We start from the raw sequence: 24,898 nt of genomic DNA, 5'->3' as shown, positions 1-24,898 counted from the left end.
AGTGGTTGACGTCCCTATGTTTCCGGTGTGCGAGTGATGATGGTCGCGATGCTTGTCCTGCTGTGCTTCGGAATCGGTGGTGGTAAGGCCGAAGCGCAACCCGGACCAGCCGATCCCGAGCAGGAGCAGGTGGCCTTCGACAGCGACGGGGTGACGCTGCACGGTGCGGTCTACCGGCCCACGGGTGCCGGGCCGCATCCGGGGATCGTGCTCATCGGCGGATCGGGGCCGGGGCCTCGGGCCGAATACCATCCCGAGGCCGCAGCTTTCGCGCGTGCGGGCATCACCACGCTGGTTGTGGACAAACGCACCGTCGGATACTCGACCGGCCACCGGGACTTCTCGGTACTGGCCGACGATGCGCTCGCCGGGGTGCGACTGCTGCGCGATCGGCCCGATGTGGATGCCGCTCACGTCGGCCTGTGGGGGTTCAGCGAGGGCGGCTGGGTGGCGACACTCGCGGCGTCCCGCTCGTCGACGGTCGATTTCGTGGTCACCATCGGCGGGTCCGGACTGACACCCTTGCGCACCCAAACCTGGTATCTCTCGAATCTCCTGCGGCACAACGGCGTTTCCGGCCACCTGCCGGAGGCAGTGAGCGGCCCCGGCGCTGCTGTGGTCGACGGACTCGGCGCGTTCCCGGAAGCGGACTACGACCCGGCGCCCGCTCTGCGGCAAGTGCGAGTGCCCGTGTTGGCGCTGTGGGGTGACCACGATGTGAAGGTGCCGAGCGGCGAGAGCGCGGCGATCTTCCAACGCGAACTGGCAGTCGCCGGAAATCACTCGGTGACAACACGCTTCATCCCGGATGCCGGCCACAACGGCCATCGCACCACCAACGGCTTCGACAGCGTCGGCGGCGAGCTCTTCGAGGGCAAACCGCTCGGTGAACTCGACCCCGGCTACACCGACGTCATAACCGACTGGATCCACGCGGTAGCCGCCGATCAAGCACCACCCACCAGCGCCGCCACCCCACCCCGGCAGCCGGCCAGCCGCGCACCAGGCGCCCACCCCGGTCTCGAGTACGCAGCACTGGCTGCCCTACTGCTCGGCTTCGCCACCTACCCACTCGCCGCCCTCGGCCGGATGATACGGCGACGCAGTCCATCCGAAGCCCGTCGCGGACCACGCCGGGCAGCTCGAGCAGTATCCGCCATCGGACTGCTGGCCACCCTGGGCACCGTGATCTACGTCGTAGGAATCCTGGCCATAGGTGGCAAGCTACCGCAGACAGCCTTCACCCTCGGCCAGCCACTGCCCTGGCTCCTACTCCACGGACTGGCATTGGCAGTCCCCGTAACCGCAGCCATCCTGGCCCTGTCGGCATGGCGCGCGCGAGCCCAGATGCACGCACCACTACGCCGACAGACGCTACTACTGCTCGCAACTGCAATGGCATTCGTACCCTGGGCCCTGCACTGGCAATTGTTCAGCCGATGAGCCGGCTCACCACCGCAATCCGAGCATCGCCCCGGAACCTCCCTGATCAACCAGACAAAAGCGCCAATTGCGTCATCTTCCGTGCCACCGCCCCAACTTCGGCTGCGGACAGCGGGAGCGAAACATATTGGCAGGCAGCAACATCAACATCATTGCCGTGCGGACGCACGGTTCCCACTACACCGCCGACGTAATAGCACCGCGTCGACTCCCAACCTCGCCGGGACTGAAGGTCATAGAAGTATTCGACGAATTCGCAAAGATAAGCGGGCTCACCTGCCAGGCGAAGTCCCGTCTCCTCCAGCAGTTCCCGATCGAGAGCATCCAGACGCTCCTCGCCGGGCTCGAGACCACCACCGGGAAGATCCCATCTCCCCTTCTGCCCGGTGCCATCTCGAACCAGCAGCACGGCATTGTCGCAAAGCGCTACGAGGTAAGCGGACGTCCGTTGGACCAGTTCATTGTCGGGCACCAGGTGAGCATCGCCATCGATGTCACAGCACAGATACATCCTGCTCATGTGGCCTCCGGTTCGGGCCGAACCTCCCACGAACACAATAAGATCTGCGCTCGGTCTCGCCGAGCGCCATGGTGAGCATGATCCGCTCGCGCTCGGCAACACGCCAGAGACGAAACGCAACGATAGGCTGGGCCCATGGCCGACGAACAAGAAGTCCCAGCCGAGCTACTCGCGGGTGATGCTATCGAGTCGCCGGAGGAGGCGACCAAACGGAAGTTCCGGGAAGCACTCGACCGAAAGAATGGCCACGCCTCCACAGGCGGTTCCGCCCAACACTCCGCCAAGGTGCGCGGCACCCACGCTCAGGCAGGCGGCAAACGCACCTTCCGCCGCCGAGCGGGCGGCTGATCCAGCAACGAACGGCGAAGGCCCGATCCGAGTGGACCGGGCCTTCGCTGTCGCTAGCATCCATCCATGCTCACCGCGTGCGGAGGATTCCTGCTGGCCGTCCTCTGGATGGATTTGATCTTCGACAGCCAAGTGCTGCGTTACCGCGCGGAACCCGAATTACCCACCGAGGTAATCGATTCCATCGCCGCCTACTACCGCCGGGCCACCACCACGTCCCGCCCGATGAGCACCCTGATCGCCCTGGTCATGGTGGTCCTGTTGGCGGGCCTGGTCTTCCAACTGCTCCGCGGCCACCACCCTCTCTGGGCCTCCCTGCTCGCGCTCGTACTGGCGCTCGCGGCGATAGCCCCGGCTGCCCTGCGCACCGTCCCCAACGCGGTCCGGCTGGGCTCCCGCGCGGATCCGCTCCCCGAACAGTCCCGCCTGGCCCGCCTCATTCTTCGCGACCACATCACCAGCGCGATCTGCATGCTCGCGTTCGTCATCCTGTGGTCGGTTCAGCCCGTATTCACGTGAGTTGGATAGCGCTGCACGGCTCGACCTTTGCGGTCGAAGCAGTCGTGGCCCGGCGCGGTCAGGCGTCAACCCGGTGTTCCGAGGGCACTCAGGATCGCCAGTGCGTCCTCCCGCGTGGATGAGTACACATCCGAGGCGAGTTCGCGAAGCTGTGCCACGAGTCGACTCCGGTCCGCCGCAGTGCCCCACCGAGGATCGCTCGTGATCGCATCCCGAATGTCCTCGGCAGTCAGCAGATCCGCCGAGCACTCGACCAATGCCGCCAGGACCAGGCATAGTTCGTACGGCGCGGCATAATGCTGGTCCAAGAAGCCTTCAGCCGTGGCATGTACGGCCGCGAGGTCCTGCCCGTCATCCTGCAGCCGACGCAGCAGACCCGATACCCCGCGGATGCTCGCATTCATAGTTGCCACTCTGACACAGTGTCATTCGTGAATAGCGATTCGTTCTGGCGCATCATCGACGCCGCCGGCACCGACCGTGCACCGTTCGCCGAAGCGTTGGTCGATCACCTGGCGGACCTCGCCCCGAATGAAATCCTCGAATACCAGGACCACTTCCTCAATATCCATGACGCCCTTTACCGCTGGGACGTGTGGGCCGCCGCATACCTGATCGGCGACGGTTGCTCAGACGATGGGTTCGAAGACTTCCGCGCCGGCATCATCGCGCTCGGCAAAGACTGGACCGCCAAGGTAGACGCCAACCCCGACAACCTGGCCGACCATCCGGTCGTGATCGCCGCAGCCGCAGAATACGACCAAGACGCGATAGCCGACGAAACCGTCCTCTACGCAGCCATGACCGCGTACGAACGAGGTACGGGCGAGGACACCTTCACCGCAGCATGGCAACAGTTCCAGGCCACCGCCCCGGACAGCGAGCCGATGACGGCAACCGATGAGGACCTCGACTTCCCCGACATGGGCGAGCCGTTCGATTTCTCCGACCACGAGCAGATGCTGCAGCGACTCCCCCGGCTCGCCGCCCTCTACCTCCACCGGGATTCGTAGACGGCGAACGGCGACCACGCGTGGCACCGTCACAGGCACGCGGAACGAAAAAGGCGAGTGCTCGCCATGAGCACTCGCCTCCGTCAGTGGAGCTGCCGGGAATCGAACCCGGGTCCTCCGCCGCATCTTCAGGGCTTCTCCGTGTGCAGTTCGCTATGCCTCTGCTCGGATCTCTCGGTCACGCGAACAAGCCGAGATGACGATCCCAGTCGCTGTTGGATGTCCCGTCCGGCGCCGCGACCGCGTCGGACGGTAGAGCCCTCTAGCTGATGCCAGGGACCGGGTCGAGGGCGAACCCGGGCTGACAGACACGCTTCGTTGCTTAGGCAGCGAGAGCGTAGTCGCGCTGATGAGAATCGGCGCTTATAGGGTTACAGCGACGCTTATACGGTGGTCTCCTGCCTGCACCGACACGCTTCCCCTGAATCAACGTACGCAGTCGAAACCGTTCAGCCCCGTCTGTGTTCACCGATTCAGATGAACTACCCGGCTCTCACCGGGCTACCTATCCTAACACCGAACAAACCTTGGTTCATTCCATTAACGCGCCGTCAGCCGGGGGTCCCGGGGGTCAGCCGCGCATGCCCTTGATGCGGCGGCCGAGTTCGCGGGTGACCTCGCGTTCGGCGTCGCGTCGGGCCAGGTCCTGGCGCTTGTCGTAGTCCTGCTTGCCCTTGGCGAGGGCCAGTTCGACCTTGACCTTGCCGTCGGAGAAGTACATCGACAGCGGGACCAGGGTCAGGCTCGACTCCTTGGTCTTGCCGAGCAGCTTGTCGATCTCGCGGCGGTGCAGCAGCAACTTTCGGGTGCGGCGCGGCGCGTGGTTGGTCCAGGTGCCGTGCCCGTACTCGGGTACGTGCAGGCCGCGCAGCCACACCTCGCCGTCGTCGATGGAGGCGTAGGCGTCGACCAGCGAGGCTTTGCCCTCACGCAGGCTCTTCACCTCGGTACCGACCAGCGCGACCCCGGCCTCGTAGGTCTCGAGGATCGCGTAGTTGTGCCGCGCCTTCTTGTTGCTGGCGATGACCTTGCGCCCCTTTTCCTTCATGTCTCCTCTATCGTCCCGTCGCTGCCCGGAGTGCCCAACCAGCTTACGGATGCTCCGGCCCGAACCCGCACGGTGCCGGAATCGGGCCTCGTTGTTCAACCACGCCGGCCGGCGTCTTGTTCCGGTGGCCGGGACGCGCCCAGCCCATCCCGGCGGGCCCGGTGTTAGTCATGAGAACACTGCTGGCGTGAGCCAGTTCACAGCGACTCTCCTCGAAAGGACTTCCGTGCATACGGCTTTCATCCGCATCAAGGTCGATCCCGTGGCAGCCGACCGGGTCGCGCAGGCGATGCTGACGCTGACCGCGCCCACCCTCGCCGAACCGGGCTGCCACACCTACGAGTTCTACCGCGACCAGGACGACCCGTCACTGTTCCTGTGCTTCGAGCACTGGGATTCACGCCAGGCGCTCGACGCTCACGGCTCGACTCCGCACGTGCAGGCTTTCCTCAGCGAGTTCGGGCCGCACATCCAGGTGTGGGAGCAGAACCATACGACCGCGCTGGCCTGAACCGGCCCCGGCCGGAACGGGATGTTCCGGCCGGGGCGGTGTCGTGCCTCTCGCTGCCCGTACTGCTCAGACATTCTCCCGCGAGTCGAGGACCACCTTGGTACCCGGAGCGGCCGCGACCTGCAGGGTCCGCAGGCGCAGCAGGACCGGGTTGTCCGCCAGGAGCTTCGCGGTATTGGCCAGCGAGCGCAGGGCGGCAGCCTCGGCGCGGGCGCGCTCGAGTTCGGCGCGGCCACGTTCGCGCGCCAGCACCGTTTCGAGCGCGGCCTTACGGAGCTCGCCCGGGAGCATGAGGTCCTTGGCGCGCAGGCTCTCGACGCGAATGCCGAGACGTTCGACGGCGGCCGCCACGCGCTCGGTGCCCGCGCCGAGCCGGGTGCGGTCGGCGACCAGTTCGTCGAGGGTGTGCGCGGCCACGAGATCGCGAGCGACCTCCTGGACGGTCGTGTAGAGCACCGTCTCCGCGGACTGGGCTCCGGTGGTGAAGGTCACCGGATCGGTGACCACCCAGTCGCCGACGAAGCTGACGCGCAGCGACAGACCGTCGCGGGTCAGCAGCTCCTGGCCGCCGACCTGCAGCAGACGCGGGCGCATATCGACCGTGACCAGGGTGCAGCGCTCCTTGTTGTAGCGGTGCCGGCCGGGGCCGAGAACCTCCCGCAGGGTGCCGTCCTCGAATCGCAGCGTGCGCTGGTATTCCATGACCGTCTTGTATTCCATGACCGTCGTGAACATGCGTATCTCCTTCCCCCACAGTGGTTTCGGCGTGACCGGACACGCCTCGCCCGGTCACGGGACCGCGGCGGGGGCGTCCCCCGACCGAAGTCGGGGAGCCCGCAGGGCCACGGCACCGCACCCGACCGGGCGAGGCGTACCGGTGAAGGGAATCGAACCCCGGCAGATTTGTTCTGCGCCAACCTGAATGACGTGGCCGCTCTCGAACGGGGAATACGATCCGGAGATTCCGGGGCACCCCTCGAACGACCGGGACCCACGGTAGCCACGGTATCGCGGTGCACGCCAATGATTTTCGGGCGTGGATGAGACGCGAAATACAGAAAGGCCCTTCAGTATTCACTGAAGGGCCTTTCTCAGTAGTCCCGACGGGATTTGAACCCGCGCTACCGCCTTGAGAGGGCGGCGTCCTAGGCCGCTAGACGACGGGACCAGGTCGCTCGCTGCGATCCGTGGACCGCGGCAGCTCCGAAAGCTTATCGTGCCGCCGCCCAGCAACCAAATCGCCTGCTAATGGACGTGCGCGAGGTCATTTCCGGACACCGGTCACTGGTAGTCGGGCGGGAGCTCGTCGAAGTCCGGTGGCGCTTCGTCGGGCCAGGGGATCTCGTCGGCGGGGGTGACGGTGGCCGGGCTCGGTTTCGGCGCAGCGGCCGGCGCGGCGCCGAACCGCGAGGAGCGCCGCTCAGGGGGCGCCGATTGTGGGCTCGCACTCGAGGCCGCGGACCGAGATCCCTGGGACGAGGCCGCCGACCGGCCGCTCGGCGTGGCGACGGCGGAACCGGAAGCCGGTGCGGAGCTTGATGTTTCGGTGCCCGAACCGCCGGCGGCGATCACTTCCAGCACGCCCTCACCGTATTTGGCGCGCTTGTTCTCCCCGATGCCGGAGATACCCGCGAGGTCGGACAGGGTGGCGGGTTTGCGGGTGGCGATCTCGCGGAGGGTGGCGTCGTGGAAGACCACGTAGGCGGGGACGCCCTGCTCCTTGGCGGTGGCCGCACGCCAGGCGCGGAGCTTTTCGAACAGGTCGGTGTCGGACTGGCTCAGGTCGCCGGCGGCCAGGCGGGATGCCTTGGCGGGCTTGGCGGTTCGGGCAGCCTTGGCGCGTTCGGGCTCACGCCGGAACATGACCTGGCGCTTCTCGAACAGCACCTGGTTGCTGGCGTCGGTGAGGGTGAGCACACCGTAGTCGCCGTGCACGGCGAGCAGACCCTGGGCCAGCAGCTGACGTACGACGCCGCGCCACTCGATGTCGCGCAGCTCGGTGCCGATGCCGAACACCTTCAGCTCGTGGTGGGCGTGCTGCTCCACCTTGGGATTGCGCTTGCCGATCAGGATGTCCACGATGTGGCCCGCGCCGAAGCTCTGACCGCGTTCGCGTTTGAGCCGCAGCACGGTGGAGAGCACCTTCTGGGCGGGCACGGTGCCGTCCCACGCCTCCGGCGCGTTGAGGCAGGTGTCGCAGTTGCCACAGCGCTCACCCTGCTGACCGAAGTAGGCCAGCAGCTGGACGCGGCGGCACTGCACGGTTTCGCAGAGCGCGAGCATGGCATCCAGGTGCAGTTGCAGCTGGCGCCGGTGCATGGCGTCGCCGTCGGAGGAGTCGATCATCTTCCGTTGCTGCACAACGTCACTGAGGCCGTACACCATCCACGCGGTGGACGGCTGCCCGTCACGCCCGGCACGGCCGGTCTCCTGGTAGTAGCCCTCGACCGACTTGGGCAGATCCAGGTGTGCGACGAAGCGCACGTCCGGCTTGTCGATGCCCATGCCGAAGGCGATGGTGGCGACCACCACGAGCCCGTCCTCGCGCAGGAACCGCGCCTGGTTGGCCGCGCGGGTGCGATTGTCCAGCCCCGCGTGGTACGGCACGGCTTCCACGCCATTGGCGGTCAGGAAGGCCGCGGTCTTCTCGACGGAATTGCGCGAGAGGCAGTAGACGATGCCCGCATCGCCGGCGTGCTCGGTCTGGATGAACGCGAGCAGCTGGTGTTCGGGCCGATTCTTGGCCTCGATCCGGTACTGGATATTGGGCCGGTCGAAACTGGCCACGAAGTGCTTGGCGCGGGTGAGGTCCAGCCGCTCGGCGATCTCCTTGCGGGTGGCCTCGGTCGCGGTGGCGGTGAGCGCGATGCGCGGCACGTCCGGCCAGCGCTCGTGCACCATCGACAGGCCCAGATAGTCGGGCCGGAAGTCGTGGCCCCACTGCGAGACACAGTGCGCCTCGTCGATGGCGAAGACCGAGATCTTGCCCCGATCCAGCAACTGCGCGGTGGACTCCAGCCGCAGCCGCTCCGGTGCGAGGTAGAGCACATCCAGCTCACCCGCCACGAATTGCGCCTCGACCGTGCGCCGTTCGTCGGGGAACTGGGTGGAGTTCAGGAATCCGGCGCGCACGCCGACGGCATTGAGCGCGTCCACCTGGTCCTGCATGAGCGCGATGAGTGGTGAGATCACCACGCCCACGCCCGGGCGCACCAGCGCCGGAATCTGATAGCACAGCGATTTGCCACCACCGGTGGGCATGAGCACCAGGGCGTCGCCGCCGGCGATCACCTGGTCGACGATGTCCCGCTGCGGTCCGCGAAAACTGTCGTACCCGAACGTCTTTCGCAGCACCTGGTGCGCCGGATCACTTCCGGCGTCATCCAGGTTTCCGACTACGGTCTCGACCTCCGGCGCACTCACGCCCGCAATCCTACGGACACCGCCCGACACCGGAATGCCGTTGGGGCCAATGGCCCGAACTTCGCACCCTCTGCGAGTTGACAAGCCTCGGGAAGAGCGTGGCACTCACTCGCGGACGTAGTACCGGAGCGCGGCATATGCCGTGAGAGCGGCGAATCCGACACCGATCGGCGTGACGATCATCGCGACGGCCGCGATGTCGTCGCCCGTGATCCGCGGCAGCACCTGGTCGTTGAACAGCGACCCCAGCGCCCGGTTGATCACCAGCGGTTGCGCGACGAACAGACCGCCCACCGCCAGCACCGACCCCACCAGCGCGGCCAGCACCGCCTCCAGCAGGAACGGCAGCTGCGTGTACCACCGCGTCGCACCGACCAGCCGCATGATGCCGACCTCGGTCTTGCGGGCCAGCGCCGCCACCTGAACCATATTGGCGATCAGCAGCAGCGCGGCCAGCGCCTGCAGCGCCGCCAAACCGAAGGCCGCATTGCGCAGTCCGACGAAGAAGCTGACCAGCCGATCCACGATGTCCATGTCATTGAGCACGGTCATGACGCCGGGCCGCTTGGAGAAGTCGTCATAGATGGACCGGTATTGGGTGACATCGTCGAGCTTCACCCGGAACGAGGAGGGCAGCCCGTCCTTGCTCACCTCGTCAGCGAGCCCGGGCTGATCCTTGAAGGTGGTCTCCTTGACCTCCTTCACCGCGTCCTGGCTGTTGACGAACTGCACGTTCGCCACATAGTCGTGCTTCTTCAGATCCGCCATCAGCGAGGCGCACGGCTGCCCGGTGCAGTCCGGATCGGTCTTGGAGACCTGATCGTCGAGATACAACCGGATCTCGACGCGCTGGACGTAGTAGTCCTGGATCTTGTCGGCCATGCGGACCGCCAGCAGACCGCCGCCCAGCATGGTCAGCGACACCGCGGTGGTGAGGATCATGGCGATGGTCATGGTGACATTGCGGCGCAGGCCGGTGAAGACCTCGCTGAACAGGAATCCCGCGCGCATTACCGGCCCACCCCGTACACGCCCATCTCGTCGTCGCGCACGATGCGCCCGCGGTCGAGTTCGACCACGCGCCGGCGCATGGCGTCGACGATGGTGTTGTCGTGGGTGGCCATGACGACCGTGGTTCCGGTCCGGTTGATGCGTTCGAGCAGCGTCATGATGTCCTGGCTGGTCTCCGGGTCGAGGTTGCCGGTCGGTTCGTCGGCCAGCAATACCAGCGGCCGGTTCACGAAGGCGCGCGCGAGCGCCACCCGTTGCTGTTCACCGCCGGAGAGCTCACCCGGCAGCCGGTCGGCCTTGCCGGCGAGACCGACCATGTCGAGCGCCTCGGGCACCGAGCGATTGATGAATGCTCGTGATTTGCCAATCACTTCCAGCGCGAAGGCCACGTTCTGTTCCACGGTCTTCTGCTGCAGTAGCCGGAAATCCTGGAAGACGCAGCCGATGCGCTGGCGCAGTTTGGGAACCTTGCGCCCGGGCAGCCTGTCGACCCGGAAGTCGGCGACCCACACCTCACCGGTGGTCGGCTTCTCGTCCTTGAGCAGCAGCCGCATGAACGTGGACTTTCCGGAGCCCGAGGGCCCGATAACGAAGACGAACTCGCCTTTTTCGATATCGACGGAGATATTGTCCAGCGCCGGCCGCGTCGAGGTCTGATACGACTTGGTGACGTTGCGCAGGGTTATCACGGGGAGCCAGTGTAGCCAGCACGCCACTGCGGCCGACTACACCGCGCGGACTCGGGCTCAGCGGCCCGCGTGCTCGGGAGAGTTCGGCAGATAGTTGCTGAGCATGGTGTTCATGATCGGCGGGGTGCTGCCGGTCTCGTGTTGGGCGGGCTTGACGAAGACATACAGAACGAATGTTCCTACCCACACGGCCATCAGGATCGCCGTGGACTTACGCATTCTATTGATCAGCACCGACACTGAGACCCTCCCGGCGCAACGCGGCGGCCACTCGCACCCGCAGCTCGCGCCCGACTTCGAACTGTTTGCCCGGCAGCGTCCGGGCGACCATCTTGATGTTCATCTGGTTGACGGTGAGATCTTCGACACCCATGACGGTCGGCTCGTCCAGCAGCAGTGCTCTGAGCTTGCGATCGGCGAAGGCCTTGGCCCCCACCTCGCGCAGGATCTCGTTGACCTTGTTGATGTCGGCGGTGGCGGGAACGGGCACGTCGATGGCGGCGCGCGCCCAATCCTTCGACAGGTTGGTCACTTTCACGATCTGACCGTTCGGGACGGTTATCACTTCGCCGTCGGCGCTACGCAGCGTCGTGATGCGCAGCGTGACGTCCTCGACCGTACCCTCGGCCTCGGTCGAATTGCCAGTGACCGCGATGCGCACGACATCGCCGAAGCCGTACTGCCTTTCGGTGATCAGGAAGAATCCGGCGAGCAGGTCCTGCACGATCCGCTGCGCCCCGAAACCCAGGGCGGCGCCGAGCACCGCGGCCGGGGCGACCAGTCCGCCGAGCTCGAAACCCAAGCGCCGCAATACTTCCAGCGACACCAGGAAGTAGACGATGGACAGCACCACCCAGGTGATGACCTGCGCCAGCGCATGCCGGTGCTTGGCCGCCTCGGAGCGCACCAGCGAATCGCTGCTGCGGAAGCCGGCGTCGATCTTGCGAGTGATGCGGTCGCGCACGAAGGTCGCGGCGCGACTGAACAACATGGCGCCGACGACCAGCAGCACGATCTCGAGACCGCTGGACCGTAGCCAGTTCCCGAAATCGGCTCCGGTGCCCGCGGCGAGAATCGTGCCCATTTTGCCTCCGCTTCGCTCCGGTGGTTCGCGGCCCTCGTAACCCCGGTCTTCCCTCCTCCGCTCCTCCGCTTCGCTCCCGCTTCCGCGACAAGGCGGAGGTCAATCAAGCCGCAGTCCAGACCGGGGCGGGTCGCGAACACCGAAGTGAGCCGCCAACAATGGCTAGTTTGTCGCCTGCTCCCGCATGCGCCAGCGGATGCCGGATTCGATGAAAGCATCGATGTCGCCGTCGAGCACGGCGGAGGGGTTGTTGACCTCGTAACCAGTGCGGAGATCCTTGACCATCTGGTACGGGTGCAGCACGTAGGAGCGCATCTGGTTGCCCCAGGACGCGCCCTCGTTGGTCTTGAGCGCGTCCATCTGGGCGCGTTCTTCCTGGCGCTTGCGTTCCAGCAGCTTGGCCTGCAGCACACGCATGGCCGAAATCTTGTTCTGCAGCTGCGATTTCTCGTTCTGACAGGTGACGACGATGCCGGTCGGGATGTGGGTGAGGCGGACCGCGGAGTCGGTGGTGTTGACCGACTGGCCGCCGGGGCCGGACGAACGGTAGACGTCGACCCGGACCTCGTTCTCGGGAATCTCGATGTGGTCGGTGGTCTCGACCACCGGCAGCACCTCGACCTCGGCGAAGGAGGTCTGGCGGCGGCCCTGGTTGTCGAACGGGCTGATGCGGACCAAGCGGTGCGTGCCCATTTCCACCGAGAGCGTGCCGTAGGCGTAGGGCGTCTTGACCGCGAAGGTCGCCGACTTGATGCCCGCCTCCTCCGCATACGAGGTGTCGTAGATCTCGACCGCGTACTTGTGGCCCTCGGCCCAGCGCACGTACATGCGCATGAGCATCTGCGCCCAGTCCGCGGCGTCCACGCCGCCCGCGCCGGAGCGAATGTTGACCAGCGCCTCACGCTTGTCGTACTCGCCCGAGAGCAGGGTCCGGACCTCCATGGCCTCGACATCGGCGTGCAGGCTGGCCCGCTCCGAATCGGCGTCGGCGAGCGCAGCCGTGCGATCCGCACCTTCTTCCGCCTCGGCGAGCTCGTAGAGCACGGGCAGATCCTCGAGCCGCTGGCGGAGGTCGCGCACCCGGCGCATTTCACTCTGCGCGTGGGAGAGCTGACTGGTCACGCTCTGCGCGTGTTCCTGGTTGTTCCACAGCTCCGGGTCGGCCGCCTGCTGCTCCAGCTCGTCGATGCGGCGAGCCAGCTCGTCGATGTCGAGCACCGACTCGATGGTCTTCAGAGTCGTGTCGAGTTCGGCCAGATCAGCGGAGACGTCAGGATGCACGATGTTCAAGGCTACCCCGCCTCCCCGAGCCTTCAGCGGACGGCCAAGTGCCGTAGTCACTTAGGCACCCGCGCCGGCGGATTGGGAGCCAACCCGATTTTGGACGTACCCGGTGAGTTACCCCGACCGTTGCGCAATCAGCTGTCACCTCTCGCACGGGACAAGACCCCGCCACCAGGTGCTATTCCGACAAATCACCCGGCGACGGCGCGCAGTCCGCCCGGGCGGCGGCCGACGAGGCGGTCCAGGGCCGTGGCGGTGGCGGCGTCGGCCGGGAGGTAGACCATGAGGAATTGGTCGTCGTCGGCGGAGAGGTTCAGGGTTTCGTAGGCCAGGCGCAGGGGACCCGCCTCGGGGTGGGTGAGGCGGCCGACGCCATTGGTGTCGGGAAGGCCGGGGAGGGTGTCGAGGCGGCGGGTGAATTCGGGGCCGACGGTGGCGGCCAGTTCATCCATGAGGGCATCGACGTGGGGATCGGCGCGGCCGGGGCCCTGCTTGAGGGTGGCGACCACCTTGTCGGCCTTGTGTTCCCAGTCCGGGTAGGCGTCGCGGGCGCGCGGGTCCGACAGGACGTAGCGGGCGTAGCTGCCGGGCAGACCGCCGTCGAGCAGGCCGATCGGGCCGAACAGGGCACGGTAGCCGTCGGTCACCGCGAGGATCTCGCTGAGCCGGTTCATGATGGCCGCGGGCGCGGGTTCGAGCTGATCCAGCATGGCCTGCACGGCCGGGCGGATGCGGCGGTTGGGCCCGGAACCGCCGCGGCAGTTGAAGTTCGGATCCCCGGCCTTGGCGAAATTGAGCAGGTGCACCCGTTGCGCCGGGGTCAATCGCAGCGCGTCGGCCAGCGCGATCAGCACGGGCGCGGACGGGTGCCGGTCGCGGCCCTGCTCCAGCCGGGTCAGGTACTCGACGGAAACTCCTGCGAGCGTGGCCAATTCGGCGCGGCGCAGGCCGGGCGTGCGACGGCGCGGACCCGTCGGCAGGCCCACTTCGGCGGGCGTGACCGCCTCCCGGCGTAGCCGCAGGAACAGGCCCAGCTCGTTCTCACTCACGTATTCGACGCTAGCAACGGGCGCGGTTCTTATCGTGTCCCTGCCACTACCACCCTCAGCGTGGCCTCCCTAGCGCCCGGCCGGGCTCGCAGAGTTGATCTCGAGCGGCCGACCGGTCGCGGCGAATCTCGAAGGAGACCCACAATGACCAGCACTCCCCTGCGCCTCGCGGTGATCATCGGCAGCGTCCGCGAGGGCCGCTTCGGACCGGTGGTGGCGAACTGGTTCGCCGAGCGAGCCCGCGCCCACGGCGGGTTCGAGGTGGATGTCATCGACCTGGCCGACTACCCGCTGCCGCACGCCCTGCCCGCCGTCTCGCCGCTCATGGACCCGAACCCGGTGCGCCCCGGCAATACCGCCGAGCTGGCCGAGCGACTGGCCGACGCCGACGCCTTCGTGGTGGTCACGCCCGATATCAACCGCAGCTTCCCGGCCTCGCTGAAGACCGCGATCGATTGGCACTTCACGCAGTGGGATCGCAAAACGGTCGGATTCGTCGGCTACGGCGGCAGCACCGGCGGCCTGCTGGCCATCGAGTCCCTGCGCACGGTATTCAACGAACTCAACGCCCACACCGTCCGCTCCACCGTCACCTTCCCCCGCTACTTCCTGCACTTCGCCCCCGACGGCACCCTGCCCAATCCCACCGAGTTCGACGACTCCGCCACCCACCTACTCGAGCAACTCCGCTGGTGGGCAACCGCCCTCACCGCCGCCCGCACCGCCGTCCCCGCGTGATGGGCGAGTGGCACGCCGGCGAGCACGAAAACGGGCAATTCACCTCACCGGTGTGCCACTCGGTGTTGGGGACGTGGGACACCACCTGTTAACGGGGGAGGACTAACGTGCTGGGGCGTGACCGGATACTCCGCTGACCTGGAACTCGCGCTGAAGCTGGCCGACGCGGCCGATGGGATCACCCGTGAGCGGTTCGGGGCGCTCGATTTGAAGATCGATTCCAAGCCGGATCTGACGCCGGTGTCGGATGCGGATCTGGCGGTCGAGCGGACGCTGCGGGAGATCCTGGCCGTCGAGCGGCCGGGGGATCTGGTGCTCGGTGAGGAGTTCGGCGGGGATGTCGAATTCAGCGGCCGGCAGTGGGTCATCGACCCGATCGACGGGACCAAGAACTTCGTGCGCGGGGTGCCGGTGTGGGCCTCGCTCATCTCGCTGCTCGAGGACGGCGTACCGGTGGTGGGCGTGGTCAGCGCGCCGGCGCTGGCGCGACGCTGGTGGGCGGCGACCGGTCACGGCGCGTGGAGCAGCTTCGAGCAGGGTGAGCCTCGGGCCATCTCGGTGTCGGCGATCGCCGAGCTGGGTGCGGCCAGCCTCGCGATCTCGAGTCTGTCGGGCTGGCGGGCCATCGGGCGCCGGGCCAAGCTCATCGCGCTCACCGACGAGGTGTGGCGGGTGCGCGGGTACGGCGACTTCTTCGGGTACACGCTGCTGGCCGAGGGCGCGGTCGACATCGTCACCGAACCCGAACTGTCGCTGTGGGATATGGCGGCGCTGGACATTCTCATTCGCGAGGCGGGCGGCACCTTCACGGCGCTGGACGGCAAGCCGGGACCGCACGGCGGGAGCGCGGTGGCGACCAATTCGCATCTGCAGGACCAGGTGCTGGCGGCCCTGCAGGCCTGATCCGGGCCGGAGGTCCGGCCTCAGCCGAGTTGCCGCATGGCGGGCCACATCTCGGACCAGGGGCGGCGGGGTGTGCGGCACAGGATGATCGCGCGCCCCTGCTCGAGATTGCGGATGTTCAGGCCATTGTTCAAGTGCCCCAATGGTTCCGGGTCCACGCAGAAGCGGCTCACCCGGTCGGCGGGCATGCCGAGGACGAGCACCTCGTGCGCGCCCGGCGGCGGGCCCCACCACCAGTACGCGTTGTGCACGCTGTGCGGGGTCGGCAGGTGGTAGCGTCCGCCGAAGTGTTCGAGGGCGGCGGCCTCACCGTAGTTGGCGGTGAGGAGGTCGGCGTCGGGCGCGGAATGCGCTCGGACATCGGCGATCTGCGCGGTGAATTGCGGCCAGCCGACGGTCTCCCCCGCCTCCTTGTTGATCGCGAGCAGAGCCGACGGGTCCCGGAGGGCGGACATCGGGAGCACGGGCAGGAAGACCACCGCCGAGAACACCGCGTTCAAGGCGATGACGAAAGTCAGTGCGGCAAGCCGTATCCGATGCCCGCTCAGCCGCGGCTCCAGTCCGGCGGCGCCCGCGGCCACCAGCAGCGGATACATCCCGCCGAGGTAGTACGCCTTGCCGACCATGGCCAGGTAGCCGACGAACAGCATCGCGTAGGCGACGGCGAAGGCCCGGTAGCGCCGCCACAGCCACCACAGGCCGAACGCCCACAGGGGCACCAGCAGGACGCCGATCAGACCGAATTGCAGGAGCACGAACCCGATTCGCGAATTCGAGCTGCCCGAGGAGCCGCCCGCGATGGCCCGGCTCAGCGCCCACTGCGGCCAGCCGTTGCGCGCCTGCCACACCACGTAGGGCGCGCTGATCACCGCCGCGATACCGAGGGCGAGCGGGAAATACCTGGTGGCAAACACTTCTCGCGGTCCGACCACAAGCAGTGAGAAGGCCAGCGCGGCAAGGGGAACGACGATCAGGGCCTTGTTCTGCACCCCGATTCCGGCCAGCGCGCCGATCGCGAGCCACCATCGCGGGTCGGCATCCGGCCGCAGGAGATGCAGGACCAGCAGCATCAGTACCGACCACACCGCGAGATCGATGTCCGCCGTACTGAGCGTGTGCCCGGCCCCGGCCACCACGGCCGCCGACGCCATGGTCCCGGCGGCTACCGCCTGCGCCGCCCGGCCGCCGCCGAGTTCGCGGGCGGCGAGTCCGGCGCAGATCACCACGGTGGTGGCCGCCAGCGTCGCCGGAAGACGCAGCAGCAGTAGGGAATTCGGATCGATGGCCGACATCGCACGGGCCAGCAGTGGCACCAGCGGCGGCTGATCGGGATAGCCCCAGTCCAATCGCCTTCCCGCGGCCAGAAAGTAGAGCTCATCGCGGTGGTACCCGTACCGTCCGGAGAGCGCGGTGAGCAGCACCGCGAAAATTCCGGCTATCCAGTACGTTTCGCCACCCGAGGCGTTGACCGGCCGTTCGCGCATCCCCCGCATCGTCGCATCTCCGGGGCGGCCGGGCCACCGGTGCCGGGGGTACCCGGCGCGGGCTGCGGTCCCGCCACCGGGCGCGTTGCTACGCTCAGCTATCCAGCGTCGCTACGCCGTTGTCTCTCAGCCGAGCGGTACGCAGACCGAGCCGAGGTCGAGGAACGGGCCGCCGGGGGCAGCGGAGCCAACACCGACCGAACCGAGTCCGATCTCGGTGCCGACACCGCTGATGCAGCCACCCGTGCCGCCGGATCCGGTACCCAGGCCGACACCGGAACCGCTGATGCCCACATCGACCGGCTGCAGCTGCACGTCGGCGCTGGCGTTGGGGGCGGCGAGGAAGAGACCGGCGGCAATGATGCCCGCCGTTCCGAGCGCAATCTTCATATGTACGAACCTCCATCAGGAGCGGGTTATGCGCCGACACCCTAGCCCACCTCGGGCACGTCTGAAGCGTATTTGTTTCACTAGATCCGAGTGATACCGGTCGGTAAGTTCGAACGACCGCCCTGACCTGCCGATTCGACAATCCTCGACGCCAGTTCTTACTCTGAAGTAAGATAGTCTTACTCAGGAGTAAGATTGCTGGGCAGGATCACCCACCTCCTCGATAGAAAACTGGTGATTATGAGCACTCGAGACACCGCAACGAAGCGGGATACCTCCGCCGTTGGCCTCAACCCGGTCAAACGAGACTGGATGGGCGCGGCGATGCGGGTCATGACGACCATCACGGGATCGGAGCTGGCGGAGAAGTACAAGCTGCGCAAGCCGATCGAACGAATCACCTACGAGGGCACCAAGACCGGGTTCCGCACCCTGGGCGCGGCGACCCGGGTGTTCGAGAAGGTCGCCGGCGGTGGCGCTCCGAAGCGGCTGCCCGCCAACGAGTCTCGCAAGAAGGACTACTTCGACCTCACCCCGACCGACGAGCAGCAGATGATCGTCGAGACGGTGCGCGACTTCGCCGGCGAGATCCTGCGCCCGGCCGCGTACGAGGCCGACAATTCCGCCAAGGCCCCGCGCGACCTGCTCGAGCGTGCCGCCGAGCTGGGCATCACCCTGATCAACGTGCCCGAGGAGCTCGAGGGCGCGGCGTCCGAGCGGGGCGCGGTCACCAATTCGCTGGTGGCCGAGGCGCTTTCGTACGGCGACATGGGCCTGGCGCTGCCGATCCTGGCGCCGAGCGGTGTCGCGATCGCGCTGTCGCAGTGGGGTACCGACGCGCAGCAGCAGACCTACCTGGGCGCCTTCACGGGTGAGAACGTGCCGCAGGCCTCGGTCGTCGTCGCCGAGCCGCAGGCCCTGTTCGATCCGTTCGCGCTGCGGACCAAGGCCACCCGCTCTCCCAGCGGTTTCCGCCTCAACGGCGCGAAGACCCTGGTCCCGGCCGCGGCTGACGCCGAGCTGTTCATCGTCGCCGCCGAGCTGGACGGCCGCCCCACCTTCTTCATCGTGGAGTCCGATACCGACGGTGTGGTGATCGAGGCGGACCCGAGCATGGGTATGCGCGCCGCGGGCCTGGGCCGGCTGGTGCTGAACAATGTGGCCGTGCCCGCCACCGCCCTGCTGGGCGACTCGGAGGGCGCACAGCGCGCCGAGGAGTACGCCGACGCCGTGCGGCTGGCCCGGCTGGGCTGGGCCTCGCTGGCCATCGGCACCGGTCAGGCCGTGCTGGACTACGTGATTCCGTACGTGAAGGAGCGTGAGGCGTTCGGTGAGCCGATCGCGCACCGCCAGGCGGTCGCGTTCATGGTCGCCAATATGGCGATCGAGCTGGACGGTCTTCGGCTCGTGACGCTGCGGGGTGCGTCGCGCGCTGAGCAGGGGCTGTCCTTCGCCCGTGAGGCCGCGCTGGCCAAGAAGCTGGCCACCGACAAGGGCATGCAGATCGGGCTCGACGGCGTGCAGCTGCTCGGCGGCCACGGTTTCACCAAGGAGCACCCGGTCGAGCGCTGGTACCGCGATCTGCGCGGCGTCGGCGTGGCCGAAGGCATCGTCCTCATCTGACCCGACTTCTCAACGGAGAGACACCTCATGATCAATCTCGAACTCCCCAAGAAGCTGCGGGCCAGCGCCAACCAGGCCCACCAGGTCGCGCAGGAGATCTTCCGTCCCGCGTCGCGCAAGTACGACCTGGCCGAGCACGAATACCCGGTCGAGCTGGACACCATGGCCGCCATGGTCGAGGGCCTGTCCGACTCCGGCTCGGCCGACGTCTCCGGCGCCACCGGTGGCCGCAAGGCCGGCGAGAAGACCGAGGGCGCTGGGTCCAAGGACGCGCACGCCACCGAGTTGCTCGGAAACACCAACGGCGGCAATATGTCCGCGCTGATGAACGCGCTGGAGACCTCGTGGGGCGATGTCGGCCTCATGCTGTCGATCCCCTACCAGGGCCTCGGCAACGCCGCCATCGCGGCGGTCGCCACCGATGAGCAGCTGTCGCGTTTCGGCAAGGTATGGGCCGCCATGGCCATCACCGAGCCGTCCTTCGGTTCCGACTCCGCGGCCGTGTCCACCACCGCGGTGCTCGACGGCGACGAGTGGGTGCTCAACGGCACCAAGATCTTCGTGACCGCCGGTTCACGCGCCACCCACATCGTCGTGTGGGCGACCGTCGACAAGTCGCTGGGCCGCGCGGCCATCAAGTCGTTCGTGGTGCCGCGGGATGCCAAGGGCCTCACCGTGTCCCGCCTCGAGCACAAGCTGGGCATCAAGGCCTCCGACACCGCCGAGCTCCGCCTCGAGGACTGCCGCATCCCCAAGGACAACATCCTGGGCTCGCCGGAAGTCAATGTGGAGAAGGGTTTCGCGGGCGTCATGCAGACGTTCGACAACACCCGCCCGCTGGTCGCCGGCATGGCCGTCGGCGTCGGTCGCGCCGCCCTCGAGGAGCTCCGCACCGTCCTCACCGACGCGGGCATCGAGATCTCCTACGACAAGCCGGCCAGCAACCAGCACGCCGCCGCCGCGGAATTCCTCCGCCTGGAGGCCGACTGGGAAGCCGCCTACCTGCTGTCGCTGCGCGCCGCGTGGATGGCCGACAACAAGAAGCCCAACTCCCTCGAGGCTTCCATGTCCAAGGCCAAAGCCGGCCGCATGGGCACCGACGTCACCCTCAAGGCCGTCGAACTCGCCGGCACCACGGGTTACTCCCAGCGCACCCTCCTGGAGAAGTGGGCCCGCGACTCGAAGATCCTCGACATCTTCGAAGGCACCCAGCAGATCCAGCAGCTCATCGTCGCCCGCCGCGTGCTGGGGCTGTCGAGCGACAAGCTGAAGTAGCAAGTCCCCCGAGAAAACCGGTGCGGGCCGCATTCGTGGCCCGCACCGGTTTTCTCGTTCCGGACGCCACGATCCGGGTCGGTTTACGAACGCCTTCCACAGGCTGCCGATAACCGGAATGGAGTCGGCGCTGCCCGTGCGGGTTTGCGCGGCCGTCACGTTCACGGCCGACGTCGCGGTCGGCGGGCGGACAATGGCAGGCCGGCCGGGGCTATCGCAGCCATACTCTGATTCGAGCTGGGAGTATCGGCGTTGCAGTTGCTGAAATGTGATTTACGCGGATAGGTTTCGCCGGTGCGTGGATTCAGTAGGCGGATGCTATTGGGGGCCGGCGCTATTGTCGCTGGGGGGATGATGCGGGCGGGGACGGCGCGGGCGGGGGTGCCGCTGGTGGGGCCGGCATTCGATGCGCAGTATCGGGCGATCACGAAGGTGGCCGGCGGGCGGTGGCATTGCCTGGTCAGCGATTTGGGATCGGGGAAGCCGGTTCCGGTGGTGGAGGAGGACGCGGACTTCGTCATCGAGGGGGCCAGTGTGCAGAAGCTGGCGGTGATGACGGCGCTGATGAGTGAGGTGGATGCGGGGCGGATCAAGCTGTCCGACACCACGACTCTCGATGCCGACATGGTGGCCGAGGGCAGCGGGCTGTATTTGAACCAGGCGGCGTTCGGGGATCAGCTCACGGTGGCGAATCTGCTGACCACGATGTTGCAGGTTTCGGACAACACCGCGGTGCGGCTGCTGTCGCGGTTCGTGTCGGGGGAACAGGTCAACGCGACGTTGGATCGGCTGGGTTTCAAGGAGACCCGGGTGGTGCCGTTACCCGGGGAGAGCCGGTTCTACCTGGGGAATACGACCGCTCGGGAGAACAACGACCTGCTGTTCCGGCTGGCGTCGGGGACGCTGCTGTCGAAGGAGTCGACACAGGCGGTGCTGCGAATCATGACGTGGACCTCGGTGGGATACACCGACGGGATCCGGCGGAACATGTCCTCGGACGAGCGGGCGCGGTTCGCCACCAAACACGGTGCGTCCGAGGACAAGCGGCACGATACCGGGATCATGTTCGATGCGGCGGGGGCGCCGCTGATGGTGTTCTCGTTCTTCGCCGATCAGGCGCCGGACGCGGACAACTACGGGGCCACGAATCCGGTGGTGGAGGCGCATGCCACGCTGGGACGCGGGTTGCTCGACACCTATACGGATCTGTCGCCGCTGCAGTCGTTCATCGATCCGAAGAAGATCGCCTCGGGCGGACACTGAACGCCGGGCAGCGGAAGCGTCAGCCCACCAGCAGGTTTCGCATGGCGGTGAAGACCGGCCGGCCGGAGAAGTCGAAGAGGTCGCTCATCTTCTGATGCTGCGGCGATCAGCGCGAGAATTAGTTCGGATCGGCCCGAACCCTCAGTCGCGGAACCGTATTCCGGTCCGGCGCATGACATCCCGGCCAATGACGGGCAAGCTGGTCATCGACCCCGACCCGGGGCATAGCCGGATCTCGCAGCAAAGGATCGACATGAGTACAGAAGACCCGCGCCGCTGGCTGATCACCGGAGCCAATAGCGGTTTCGGCGCGGCCTTCACCCAGGCCGTGCTGGCCGCCGGGGACGAGGTGGTGGCTGCGGTGCGCCGCCCCGAGACGATGGCGGACGTGGTTGCCGCGCACCCGGACCGGGTGCAGGTGGTGACCCTGGACATGCGCGACCCGGCCGCCGCCGAGCGGGCGGTGAAGGAGGCCGGGCGGATCGACGTCCTGGTCAACAATGCGGGCTACGGCATCGTCGGCGCGATCGAGGAGACCACCGAGGCCGATCTGCGGGACGCCATGGAGGTCATGTTCTTCGGCCCGCTGCGGCTGACCCAGCTGGTCCTCCCCCAGATGCGCGAGCGTCACGCGGGCGCCGTCGTCCAGCTGACCAGCATGGGCGGGTTCCTGTCCTTCGCGGGCGTGGGCGCCTACAGCGCCGCCAAGGGCGCGCTGGAGCTGGCCAGTGAAGCCCTTGCCGCCGAGGTGAATCCGCTCGGCATCCAGGTGCTGATCGTCGAACCCGGGGAATTCCGAACCGGTTTCGCCAAGCCCGCCGCCCTCACCATCGGTTCCGCCATCCCGGACTACGCCGGCACCGTGGGCGCCATCCGCGACGGCCTGCCCGCCTCCGACCAGCAGCAGCAGGGCGATCCCGGCAAGGCCGCGGCCGCCGTCCTCGCGGTGGTCGGCCAGACGGACGCCCCGCTGCGCCTGGCCCTGGGCCCGGACGCGGTCGGCGCCATCCGCGGCAAGCTGGCCATCGTCGCCGCTGAGCTGGACGCCACCGCCCACCTGGGCCTGACCACCGGCTTCGACGAGGCCTGAGCCCGGATATGCGAACAGCCCGCCGATCGGTCGGCGGGCTGTCCGCGTGAGCGCCGGATTACAGCGCGGCCAGCGACGCGCTTCCGGTGCTCATGGCGGCGACGATGTTGGCGAGTGCGGCGAGAATTTCCATGGGGGTACCTCATCGGTTCGGGGAAGGGGGAACCCGCAGCCTGGGCGACCCGGGTTACGAGCGAGCTATCAACAGGTGAACACAGTAGGGCCATTCGCTCAGAATTGCCGTGTGTCTGTTGTGACCGAATTTGTGTAACGGCCGTCACAGACCGCTGTTACGGTGACGCTACCGCCGTCGGGTCCGGGCGGTGGACGGCTCGTCAACGGAGGTGGTCCGGATGGCCTCGGTTCTGCATTCGGCTCGGCAGCGCATGGCGCACACCGGTGCGGCGCTCAAGGGTCTGAGGCGTTTGCGGGAGCTGGGGTTGAGCGATCCCACGGACCCGGTGGAGACGGTCCGATTGCTCAGGGACGCCAGGGTTTTCGGGCCGCCGGCGACCGCGGTACGGCGCGCGGCACGCCTGTTCGGGGACCGGCCGGCCCTCGCCGACGAGCGGGGTGAGCTCACCTACCGGGAGCTGGACGAGCGGTCGAACGCGCTGGCGCGCGGATTGCAGCGCAATGGCGTCAGACCCGGAACCGTGGTGGGCGTGCTGGCCCGCGATCACCGGGGCCTGGTGCTGACCATGGCGGCGCTGGGCAAACTCGGCGCGCGGCTGGCGCTGATGAACACCGGATTCGCCAAACCGCAGTTCGCCCAGGTCTGCGAGCGCGAGAACGTGCGAGTCGTATTGCACGACAGCGAATTCCTCGGCCTGCTCGACGCCCTGCCGGAGGATCTTCCGCGCATACTGACCTGGGTCGACGAGGGCACCGAAATACCGTCCGGCGCAAAAACTCTGGACGAGCTCATCGCGGCCAACGCGCCGACGCCGCTGCCCGCGCCGAAACAGCCGGGCGGCTTCATCATCCTCACCTCGGGCACCACCGGCCTGCCCAAGGGCGCCCCGCGCGAACGCACCGGACCGCTGTCGACGGTGCAGATGGTGGACCGCATCGACTTTCCGCAGCAGGGCACGATGGTCATCGTCTCCCCCATCTTCCACTCCACCGGGTTCGCGACCTGGCTGACCGCGTGCGCCTTCGGCAACAAGGTGGTGATGGCGCGCCGCTTCGACGCCGAGCGGACGCTGCGCCTGATCGCCGAGCACCGCGCCGACATGCTGGTGGCGGTGCCGACCATGCTGCATCGAATAGTGGAGCTGGACAAGGAGATTCGCCAGCAGTACGACACCTCGTCGCTGACCGGGATCGTGCTCGCCGGTTCGGCGCTGTCGCCGGAGCTGTCGGTGCGCACGGCCGAGGTGTTCGGGCCGGTGCTCTACAACCTCTACGGCTCCACCGAATGCGCGATCGCCTCGGTCGCCCGGCCCGAGGATCTGGCCCTCGCACCGGGGACGGCGGGACGGGCGCCGCTCACCTGCGAGGTGGCGCTCTTCGACGACGACGGGCGGCGCGTCCTCGCCAAGAACGTGACGGGCCGCGTCTTCATCCGCTCGGGCTCGCCGTTCAAGGGCTACACCGACGGGCGGATGAAGGAGGTCATCGACGGGTACATGTCCAGTGGCGACGTCGGGCACTTCGACGATCGCGGACTGCTGTTCATCGACGGCCGCGATGACGACATGATCGTCTCCGGCGGCGAGAACGTCTTCCCGCAGGAGGTCGAGAACCTGCTGCTGGAGCGCCCCGACGTATTCGATGCGGCCGTGGTCGGCGTGGACGATGTGGAATTCGGTAAGCGCCTGCGCGCGTTCATCGTTCCCGAGCCCGGCGCGAAGCTCGCGCCCGAGGAGATCAAGACCTATGTGAAGGCCAATCTGGCCCGCTACAAGGTGCCGCGGGACGTCTTCTTCCTCGACGATCTGCCGCGCAATGCCACCGGCAAACTGCTGCGCCGGGTCCTCGTGGAGTACGAGCCACCCGTCGCGAGTCAGTAGGCGGCACAGCACCGAGTCAGCAGGCGGCACAGCGCCGAGTCAAGAGGCGGCACAGCACCGATGACGTCCGCGACCCAGCGGCAATCCTGGGATCCCCACCACGAGCTGCGCGGTTTATTCGTAACCGCGAGTAACGGAGACCTCGGCCACACCCCGCTGCCTGCGCTTGCTAGGG

At 67.3% G+C, this 24,898-nt stretch carries 24 protein-coding genes, 1 tRNA gene and 1 other RNA gene; 12 read left to right on the top strand and 14 right to left on the bottom strand.

All coding sequences use genetic code 11. From position 1 onward, the window contains the following. Positions 1–48 precede the first annotated feature (48 nt). The gene (locus ACWEKS_RS06255; protein WP_452339093.1) at positions 49–1,443 is read left to right on the top strand and encodes an alpha/beta hydrolase family protein; all 1,395 of its coding nucleotides are present in this window, start codon (positions 49–51) and stop codon (positions 1,441–1,443) included. Positions 1,444–1,489: 46 nt separating this feature from the next. Here ACWEKS_RS06255 and ACWEKS_RS06250 read toward each other — a convergent pair whose 3' ends face one another. Beyond that, complete coding sequence (locus ACWEKS_RS06250; protein ID WP_452339092.1) at positions 1,490–1,963, bottom strand: NUDIX domain-containing protein; 474 nt, start codon at positions 1,961–1,963, stop codon at positions 1,490–1,492. Between the two features lie 135 nt (positions 1,964–2,098). Between ACWEKS_RS06250 and ACWEKS_RS06245 the strand changes: the two genes are divergently transcribed. From ACWEKS_RS06245 to ACWEKS_RS06235, 3 genes are all read left to right on the top strand, one after another. Then, the gene (locus ACWEKS_RS06245) at positions 2,099–2,311 is read left to right on the top strand and encodes a DUF5302 domain-containing protein (RefSeq protein ID WP_452339091.1); all 213 of its coding nucleotides are present in this window, start codon (positions 2,099–2,101) and stop codon (positions 2,309–2,311) included. A gap of 66 nt (positions 2,312–2,377) precedes the next feature. Further along, positions 2,378–2,830: a hypothetical protein gene (locus ACWEKS_RS06240; protein ID WP_452339090.1), complete on the top strand. Its 453-nt coding sequence runs from the start codon at positions 2,378–2,380 to the stop codon at positions 2,828–2,830. 296 nt (positions 2,831–3,126) lie between these two features. Further along, entirely contained in the window at positions 3,127–3,843 is a 717-nt protein-coding gene (locus ACWEKS_RS06235) for a DUF4240 domain-containing protein (RefSeq protein WP_452339089.1), read from the top strand. An 84-nt stretch (positions 3,844–3,927) separates the two neighbouring features. Here the strand turns inward: ACWEKS_RS06235 and ssrA are convergent. Both ssrA and smpB read right to left on the bottom strand, forming a co-directional pair. Further along, positions 3,928–4,300: a transfer-messenger RNA gene (ssrA, locus tag ACWEKS_RS06230) on the bottom strand. A 114-nt stretch (positions 4,301–4,414) separates the two neighbouring features. Next, positions 4,415–4,891, bottom strand: coding sequence for an SsrA-binding protein SmpB (gene smpB / locus ACWEKS_RS06225; RefSeq protein ID WP_154787106.1), 477 nt, complete (start codon positions 4,889–4,891; stop codon positions 4,415–4,417). A 187-nt stretch (positions 4,892–5,078) separates the two neighbouring features. Between smpB and ACWEKS_RS06220 the strand changes: the two genes are divergently transcribed. Then, complete coding sequence (locus tag ACWEKS_RS06220) at positions 5,079–5,402, top strand: putative quinol monooxygenase (protein ID WP_379437483.1); 324 nt, start codon at positions 5,079–5,081, stop codon at positions 5,400–5,402. Between the two features lie 66 nt (positions 5,403–5,468). Here the strand turns inward: ACWEKS_RS06220 and ACWEKS_RS06215 are convergent, their stop codons facing one another. From ACWEKS_RS06215 to ACWEKS_RS06175, 9 genes are all read right to left on the bottom strand, one after another. Further along, on the bottom strand, positions 5,469–6,137 hold the full coding sequence (locus tag ACWEKS_RS06215) for a slipin family protein (protein ID WP_452339088.1): 669 nt from the start codon (positions 6,135–6,137) through the stop codon (positions 5,469–5,471). A gap of 360 nt (positions 6,138–6,497) precedes the next feature. Then, positions 6,498–6,570: transfer RNA gene (locus ACWEKS_RS06210), tRNA-Glu, on the bottom strand. A 113-nt stretch (positions 6,571–6,683) separates the two neighbouring features. Next, positions 6,684–8,825 (bottom strand): DNA helicase RecQ, encoded by a 2,142-nt coding sequence (recQ, locus tag ACWEKS_RS06205; protein WP_452339087.1) that lies wholly within the window; start codon positions 8,823–8,825, stop codon positions 6,684–6,686. A 105-nt stretch (positions 8,826–8,930) separates the two neighbouring features. After that, complete coding sequence (gene ftsX, locus ACWEKS_RS06200; RefSeq protein WP_452339086.1) at positions 8,931–9,836, bottom strand: permease-like cell division protein FtsX; 906 nt, start codon at positions 9,834–9,836, stop codon at positions 8,931–8,933. Continuing rightward, positions 9,836–10,525 (bottom strand): cell division ATP-binding protein FtsE, encoded by a 690-nt coding sequence (gene ftsE, locus ACWEKS_RS06195; protein ID WP_354840562.1) that lies wholly within the window; start codon positions 10,523–10,525, stop codon positions 9,836–9,838. The genes ftsX and ftsE overlap by 1 nt, the downstream gene beginning before the upstream one ends. 57 nt (positions 10,526–10,582) lie before the next feature. Next, the gene (locus ACWEKS_RS06190) at positions 10,583–10,744 is read right to left on the bottom strand and encodes a hypothetical protein (RefSeq protein ID WP_452339085.1); all 162 of its coding nucleotides are present in this window, start codon (positions 10,742–10,744) and stop codon (positions 10,583–10,585) included. A 1-nt stretch (position 10,745) separates the two neighbouring features. Next, on the bottom strand, positions 10,746–11,609 hold the full coding sequence (locus tag ACWEKS_RS06185; RefSeq protein WP_452339084.1) for a mechanosensitive ion channel family protein: 864 nt from the start codon (positions 11,607–11,609) through the stop codon (positions 10,746–10,748). 162 nt (positions 11,610–11,771) lie between these two features. Then, on the bottom strand, positions 11,772–12,890 hold the full coding sequence (prfB, locus tag ACWEKS_RS06180; protein ID WP_433562604.1) for a peptide chain release factor 2: 1,119 nt from the start codon (positions 12,888–12,890) through the stop codon (positions 11,772–11,774). Between the two features lie 194 nt (positions 12,891–13,084). Further along, entirely contained in the window at positions 13,085–13,942 is an 858-nt protein-coding gene (locus tag ACWEKS_RS06175) for a helix-turn-helix transcriptional regulator (RefSeq protein WP_452339083.1), read from the bottom strand. 144 nt (positions 13,943–14,086) lie between these two features. On the opposite strand from ACWEKS_RS06175, the gene ACWEKS_RS06170 reads away from it, so the two are divergent. Together ACWEKS_RS06170 and hisN are read left to right on the top strand one after the other, a co-directional pair. After that, entirely contained in the window at positions 14,087–14,680 is a 594-nt protein-coding gene (locus tag ACWEKS_RS06170; protein WP_452339082.1) for an NADPH-dependent FMN reductase, read from the top strand. Positions 14,681–14,797: 117 nt separating this feature from the next. Beyond that, positions 14,798–15,583, top strand: coding sequence for a histidinol-phosphatase (gene hisN / locus ACWEKS_RS06165; RefSeq protein WP_354840545.1), 786 nt, complete (start codon positions 14,798–14,800; stop codon positions 15,581–15,583). Between the two features lie 20 nt (positions 15,584–15,603). Here hisN and ACWEKS_RS06160 read toward each other — a convergent pair whose 3' ends face one another. Together ACWEKS_RS06160 and ACWEKS_RS06155 are read right to left on the bottom strand one after the other, a co-directional pair. Beyond that, positions 15,604–17,067 (bottom strand): ArnT family glycosyltransferase, encoded by a 1,464-nt coding sequence (locus ACWEKS_RS06160; protein WP_452339081.1) that lies wholly within the window; start codon positions 17,065–17,067, stop codon positions 15,604–15,606. Between the two features lie 126 nt (positions 17,068–17,193). Further along, a complete protein-coding gene (locus tag ACWEKS_RS06155) occupies positions 17,194–17,457 on the bottom strand; it encodes a hypothetical protein (protein ID WP_452339080.1) in 264 nt (87 codons plus the stop codon). Positions 17,458–17,691: 234 nt separating this feature from the next. On the opposite strand from ACWEKS_RS06155, the gene ACWEKS_RS06150 reads away from it, so the two are divergent. The 5 genes from ACWEKS_RS06150 (at position 17,692) to ACWEKS_RS06130 (ending at position 24,723) form a co-directional block, all read left to right on the top strand. Then, positions 17,692–19,080, top strand: coding sequence for an acyl-CoA dehydrogenase family protein (locus ACWEKS_RS06150; RefSeq protein ID WP_452339079.1), 1,389 nt, complete (start codon positions 17,692–17,694; stop codon positions 19,078–19,080). A gap of 27 nt (positions 19,081–19,107) precedes the next feature. Further along, on the top strand, positions 19,108–20,355 hold the full coding sequence (locus ACWEKS_RS06145) for an acyl-CoA dehydrogenase family protein (protein ID WP_452339078.1): 1,248 nt from the start codon (positions 19,108–19,110) through the stop codon (positions 20,353–20,355). 351 nt (positions 20,356–20,706) lie between these two features. Next, complete coding sequence (locus ACWEKS_RS06140; protein ID WP_452339077.1) at positions 20,707–21,618, top strand: serine hydrolase; 912 nt, start codon at positions 20,707–20,709, stop codon at positions 21,616–21,618. Positions 21,619–21,871: 253 nt separating this feature from the next. Continuing rightward, entirely contained in the window at positions 21,872–22,708 is an 837-nt protein-coding gene (locus ACWEKS_RS06135) for an SDR family NAD(P)-dependent oxidoreductase (protein WP_452339076.1), read from the top strand. Between the two features lie 353 nt (positions 22,709–23,061). Continuing rightward, the gene (locus ACWEKS_RS06130) at positions 23,062–24,723 is read left to right on the top strand and encodes an acyl-CoA synthetase (RefSeq protein WP_452339075.1); all 1,662 of its coding nucleotides are present in this window, start codon (positions 23,062–23,064) and stop codon (positions 24,721–24,723) included. Positions 24,724–24,898 lie beyond the last annotated feature (175 nt).

This window comes from Nocardia sp. NPDC004711 (assembly GCF_053601595.1).
The sequence above is the reverse complement of the archived record's forward strand: the minus strand, read 5'-3'. Positions and strand labels throughout refer to the sequence as shown.

What these genes read in the sequence shown, in the direction of transcription:
- ACWEKS_RS06255 (WP_452339093.1), top strand. Translation starts at nt 49, where the DNA reads ATGCTTGTCCTGCTGTGCTTCGGAATCGGTGGTGGTAAGGCCGAAGCG.
- ACWEKS_RS06250 (WP_452339092.1), bottom strand. Translation starts at nt 1,963, where the DNA reads ATGAGCAGGATGTATCTGTGCTGTGACATCGATGGCGATGCTCACCTG.
- ACWEKS_RS06245 (WP_452339091.1), top strand. Translation starts at nt 2,099, where the DNA reads ATGGCCGACGAACAAGAAGTCCCAGCCGAGCTACTCGCGGGTGATGCT.
- ACWEKS_RS06240 (WP_452339090.1), top strand. Translation starts at nt 2,378, where the DNA reads ATGCTCACCGCGTGCGGAGGATTCCTGCTGGCCGTCCTCTGGATGGAT.
- ACWEKS_RS06235 (WP_452339089.1), top strand. Translation starts at nt 3,127, where the DNA reads ATGCTGGTCCAAGAAGCCTTCAGCCGTGGCATGTACGGCCGCGAGGTC.
- smpB (WP_154787106.1), bottom strand. Translation starts at nt 4,891, where the DNA reads ATGAAGGAAAAGGGGCGCAAGGTCATCGCCAGCAACAAGAAGGCGCGG.
- ACWEKS_RS06215 (WP_452339088.1), bottom strand. Translation starts at nt 6,137, where the DNA reads ATGTTCACGACGGTCATGGAATACAAGACGGTCATGGAATACCAGCGC.
- ftsX (WP_452339086.1), bottom strand. Translation starts at nt 9,836, where the DNA reads ATGCGCGCGGGATTCCTGTTCAGCGAGGTCTTCACCGGCCTGCGCCGC.
- ACWEKS_RS06190 (WP_452339085.1), bottom strand. Translation starts at nt 10,744, where the DNA reads ATGCGTAAGTCCACGGCGATCCTGATGGCCGTGTGGGTAGGAACATTC.
- ACWEKS_RS06185 (WP_452339084.1), bottom strand. Translation starts at nt 11,609, where the DNA reads ATGGGCACGATTCTCGCCGCGGGCACCGGAGCCGATTTCGGGAACTGG.
- ACWEKS_RS06170 (WP_452339082.1), top strand. Translation starts at nt 14,087, where the DNA reads ATGACCAGCACTCCCCTGCGCCTCGCGGTGATCATCGGCAGCGTCCGC.
- ACWEKS_RS06160 (WP_452339081.1), bottom strand. Translation starts at nt 17,067, where the DNA reads ATGCGCGAACGGCCGGTCAACGCCTCGGGTGGCGAAACGTACTGGATA.
- ACWEKS_RS06155 (WP_452339080.1), bottom strand. Translation starts at nt 17,457, where the DNA reads ATGAAGATTGCGCTCGGAACGGCGGGCATCATTGCCGCCGGTCTCTTC.
- ACWEKS_RS06145 (WP_452339078.1), top strand. Translation starts at nt 19,108, where the DNA reads ATGATCAATCTCGAACTCCCCAAGAAGCTGCGGGCCAGCGCCAACCAG.
- ACWEKS_RS06140 (WP_452339077.1), top strand. Translation starts at nt 20,707, where the DNA reads ATGATGCGGGCGGGGACGGCGCGGGCGGGGGTGCCGCTGGTGGGGCCG.
- ACWEKS_RS06135 (WP_452339076.1), top strand. Translation starts at nt 21,872, where the DNA reads ATGAGTACAGAAGACCCGCGCCGCTGGCTGATCACCGGAGCCAATAGC.
- ACWEKS_RS06130 (WP_452339075.1), top strand. Translation starts at nt 23,062, where the DNA reads ATGGCCTCGGTTCTGCATTCGGCTCGGCAGCGCATGGCGCACACCGGT.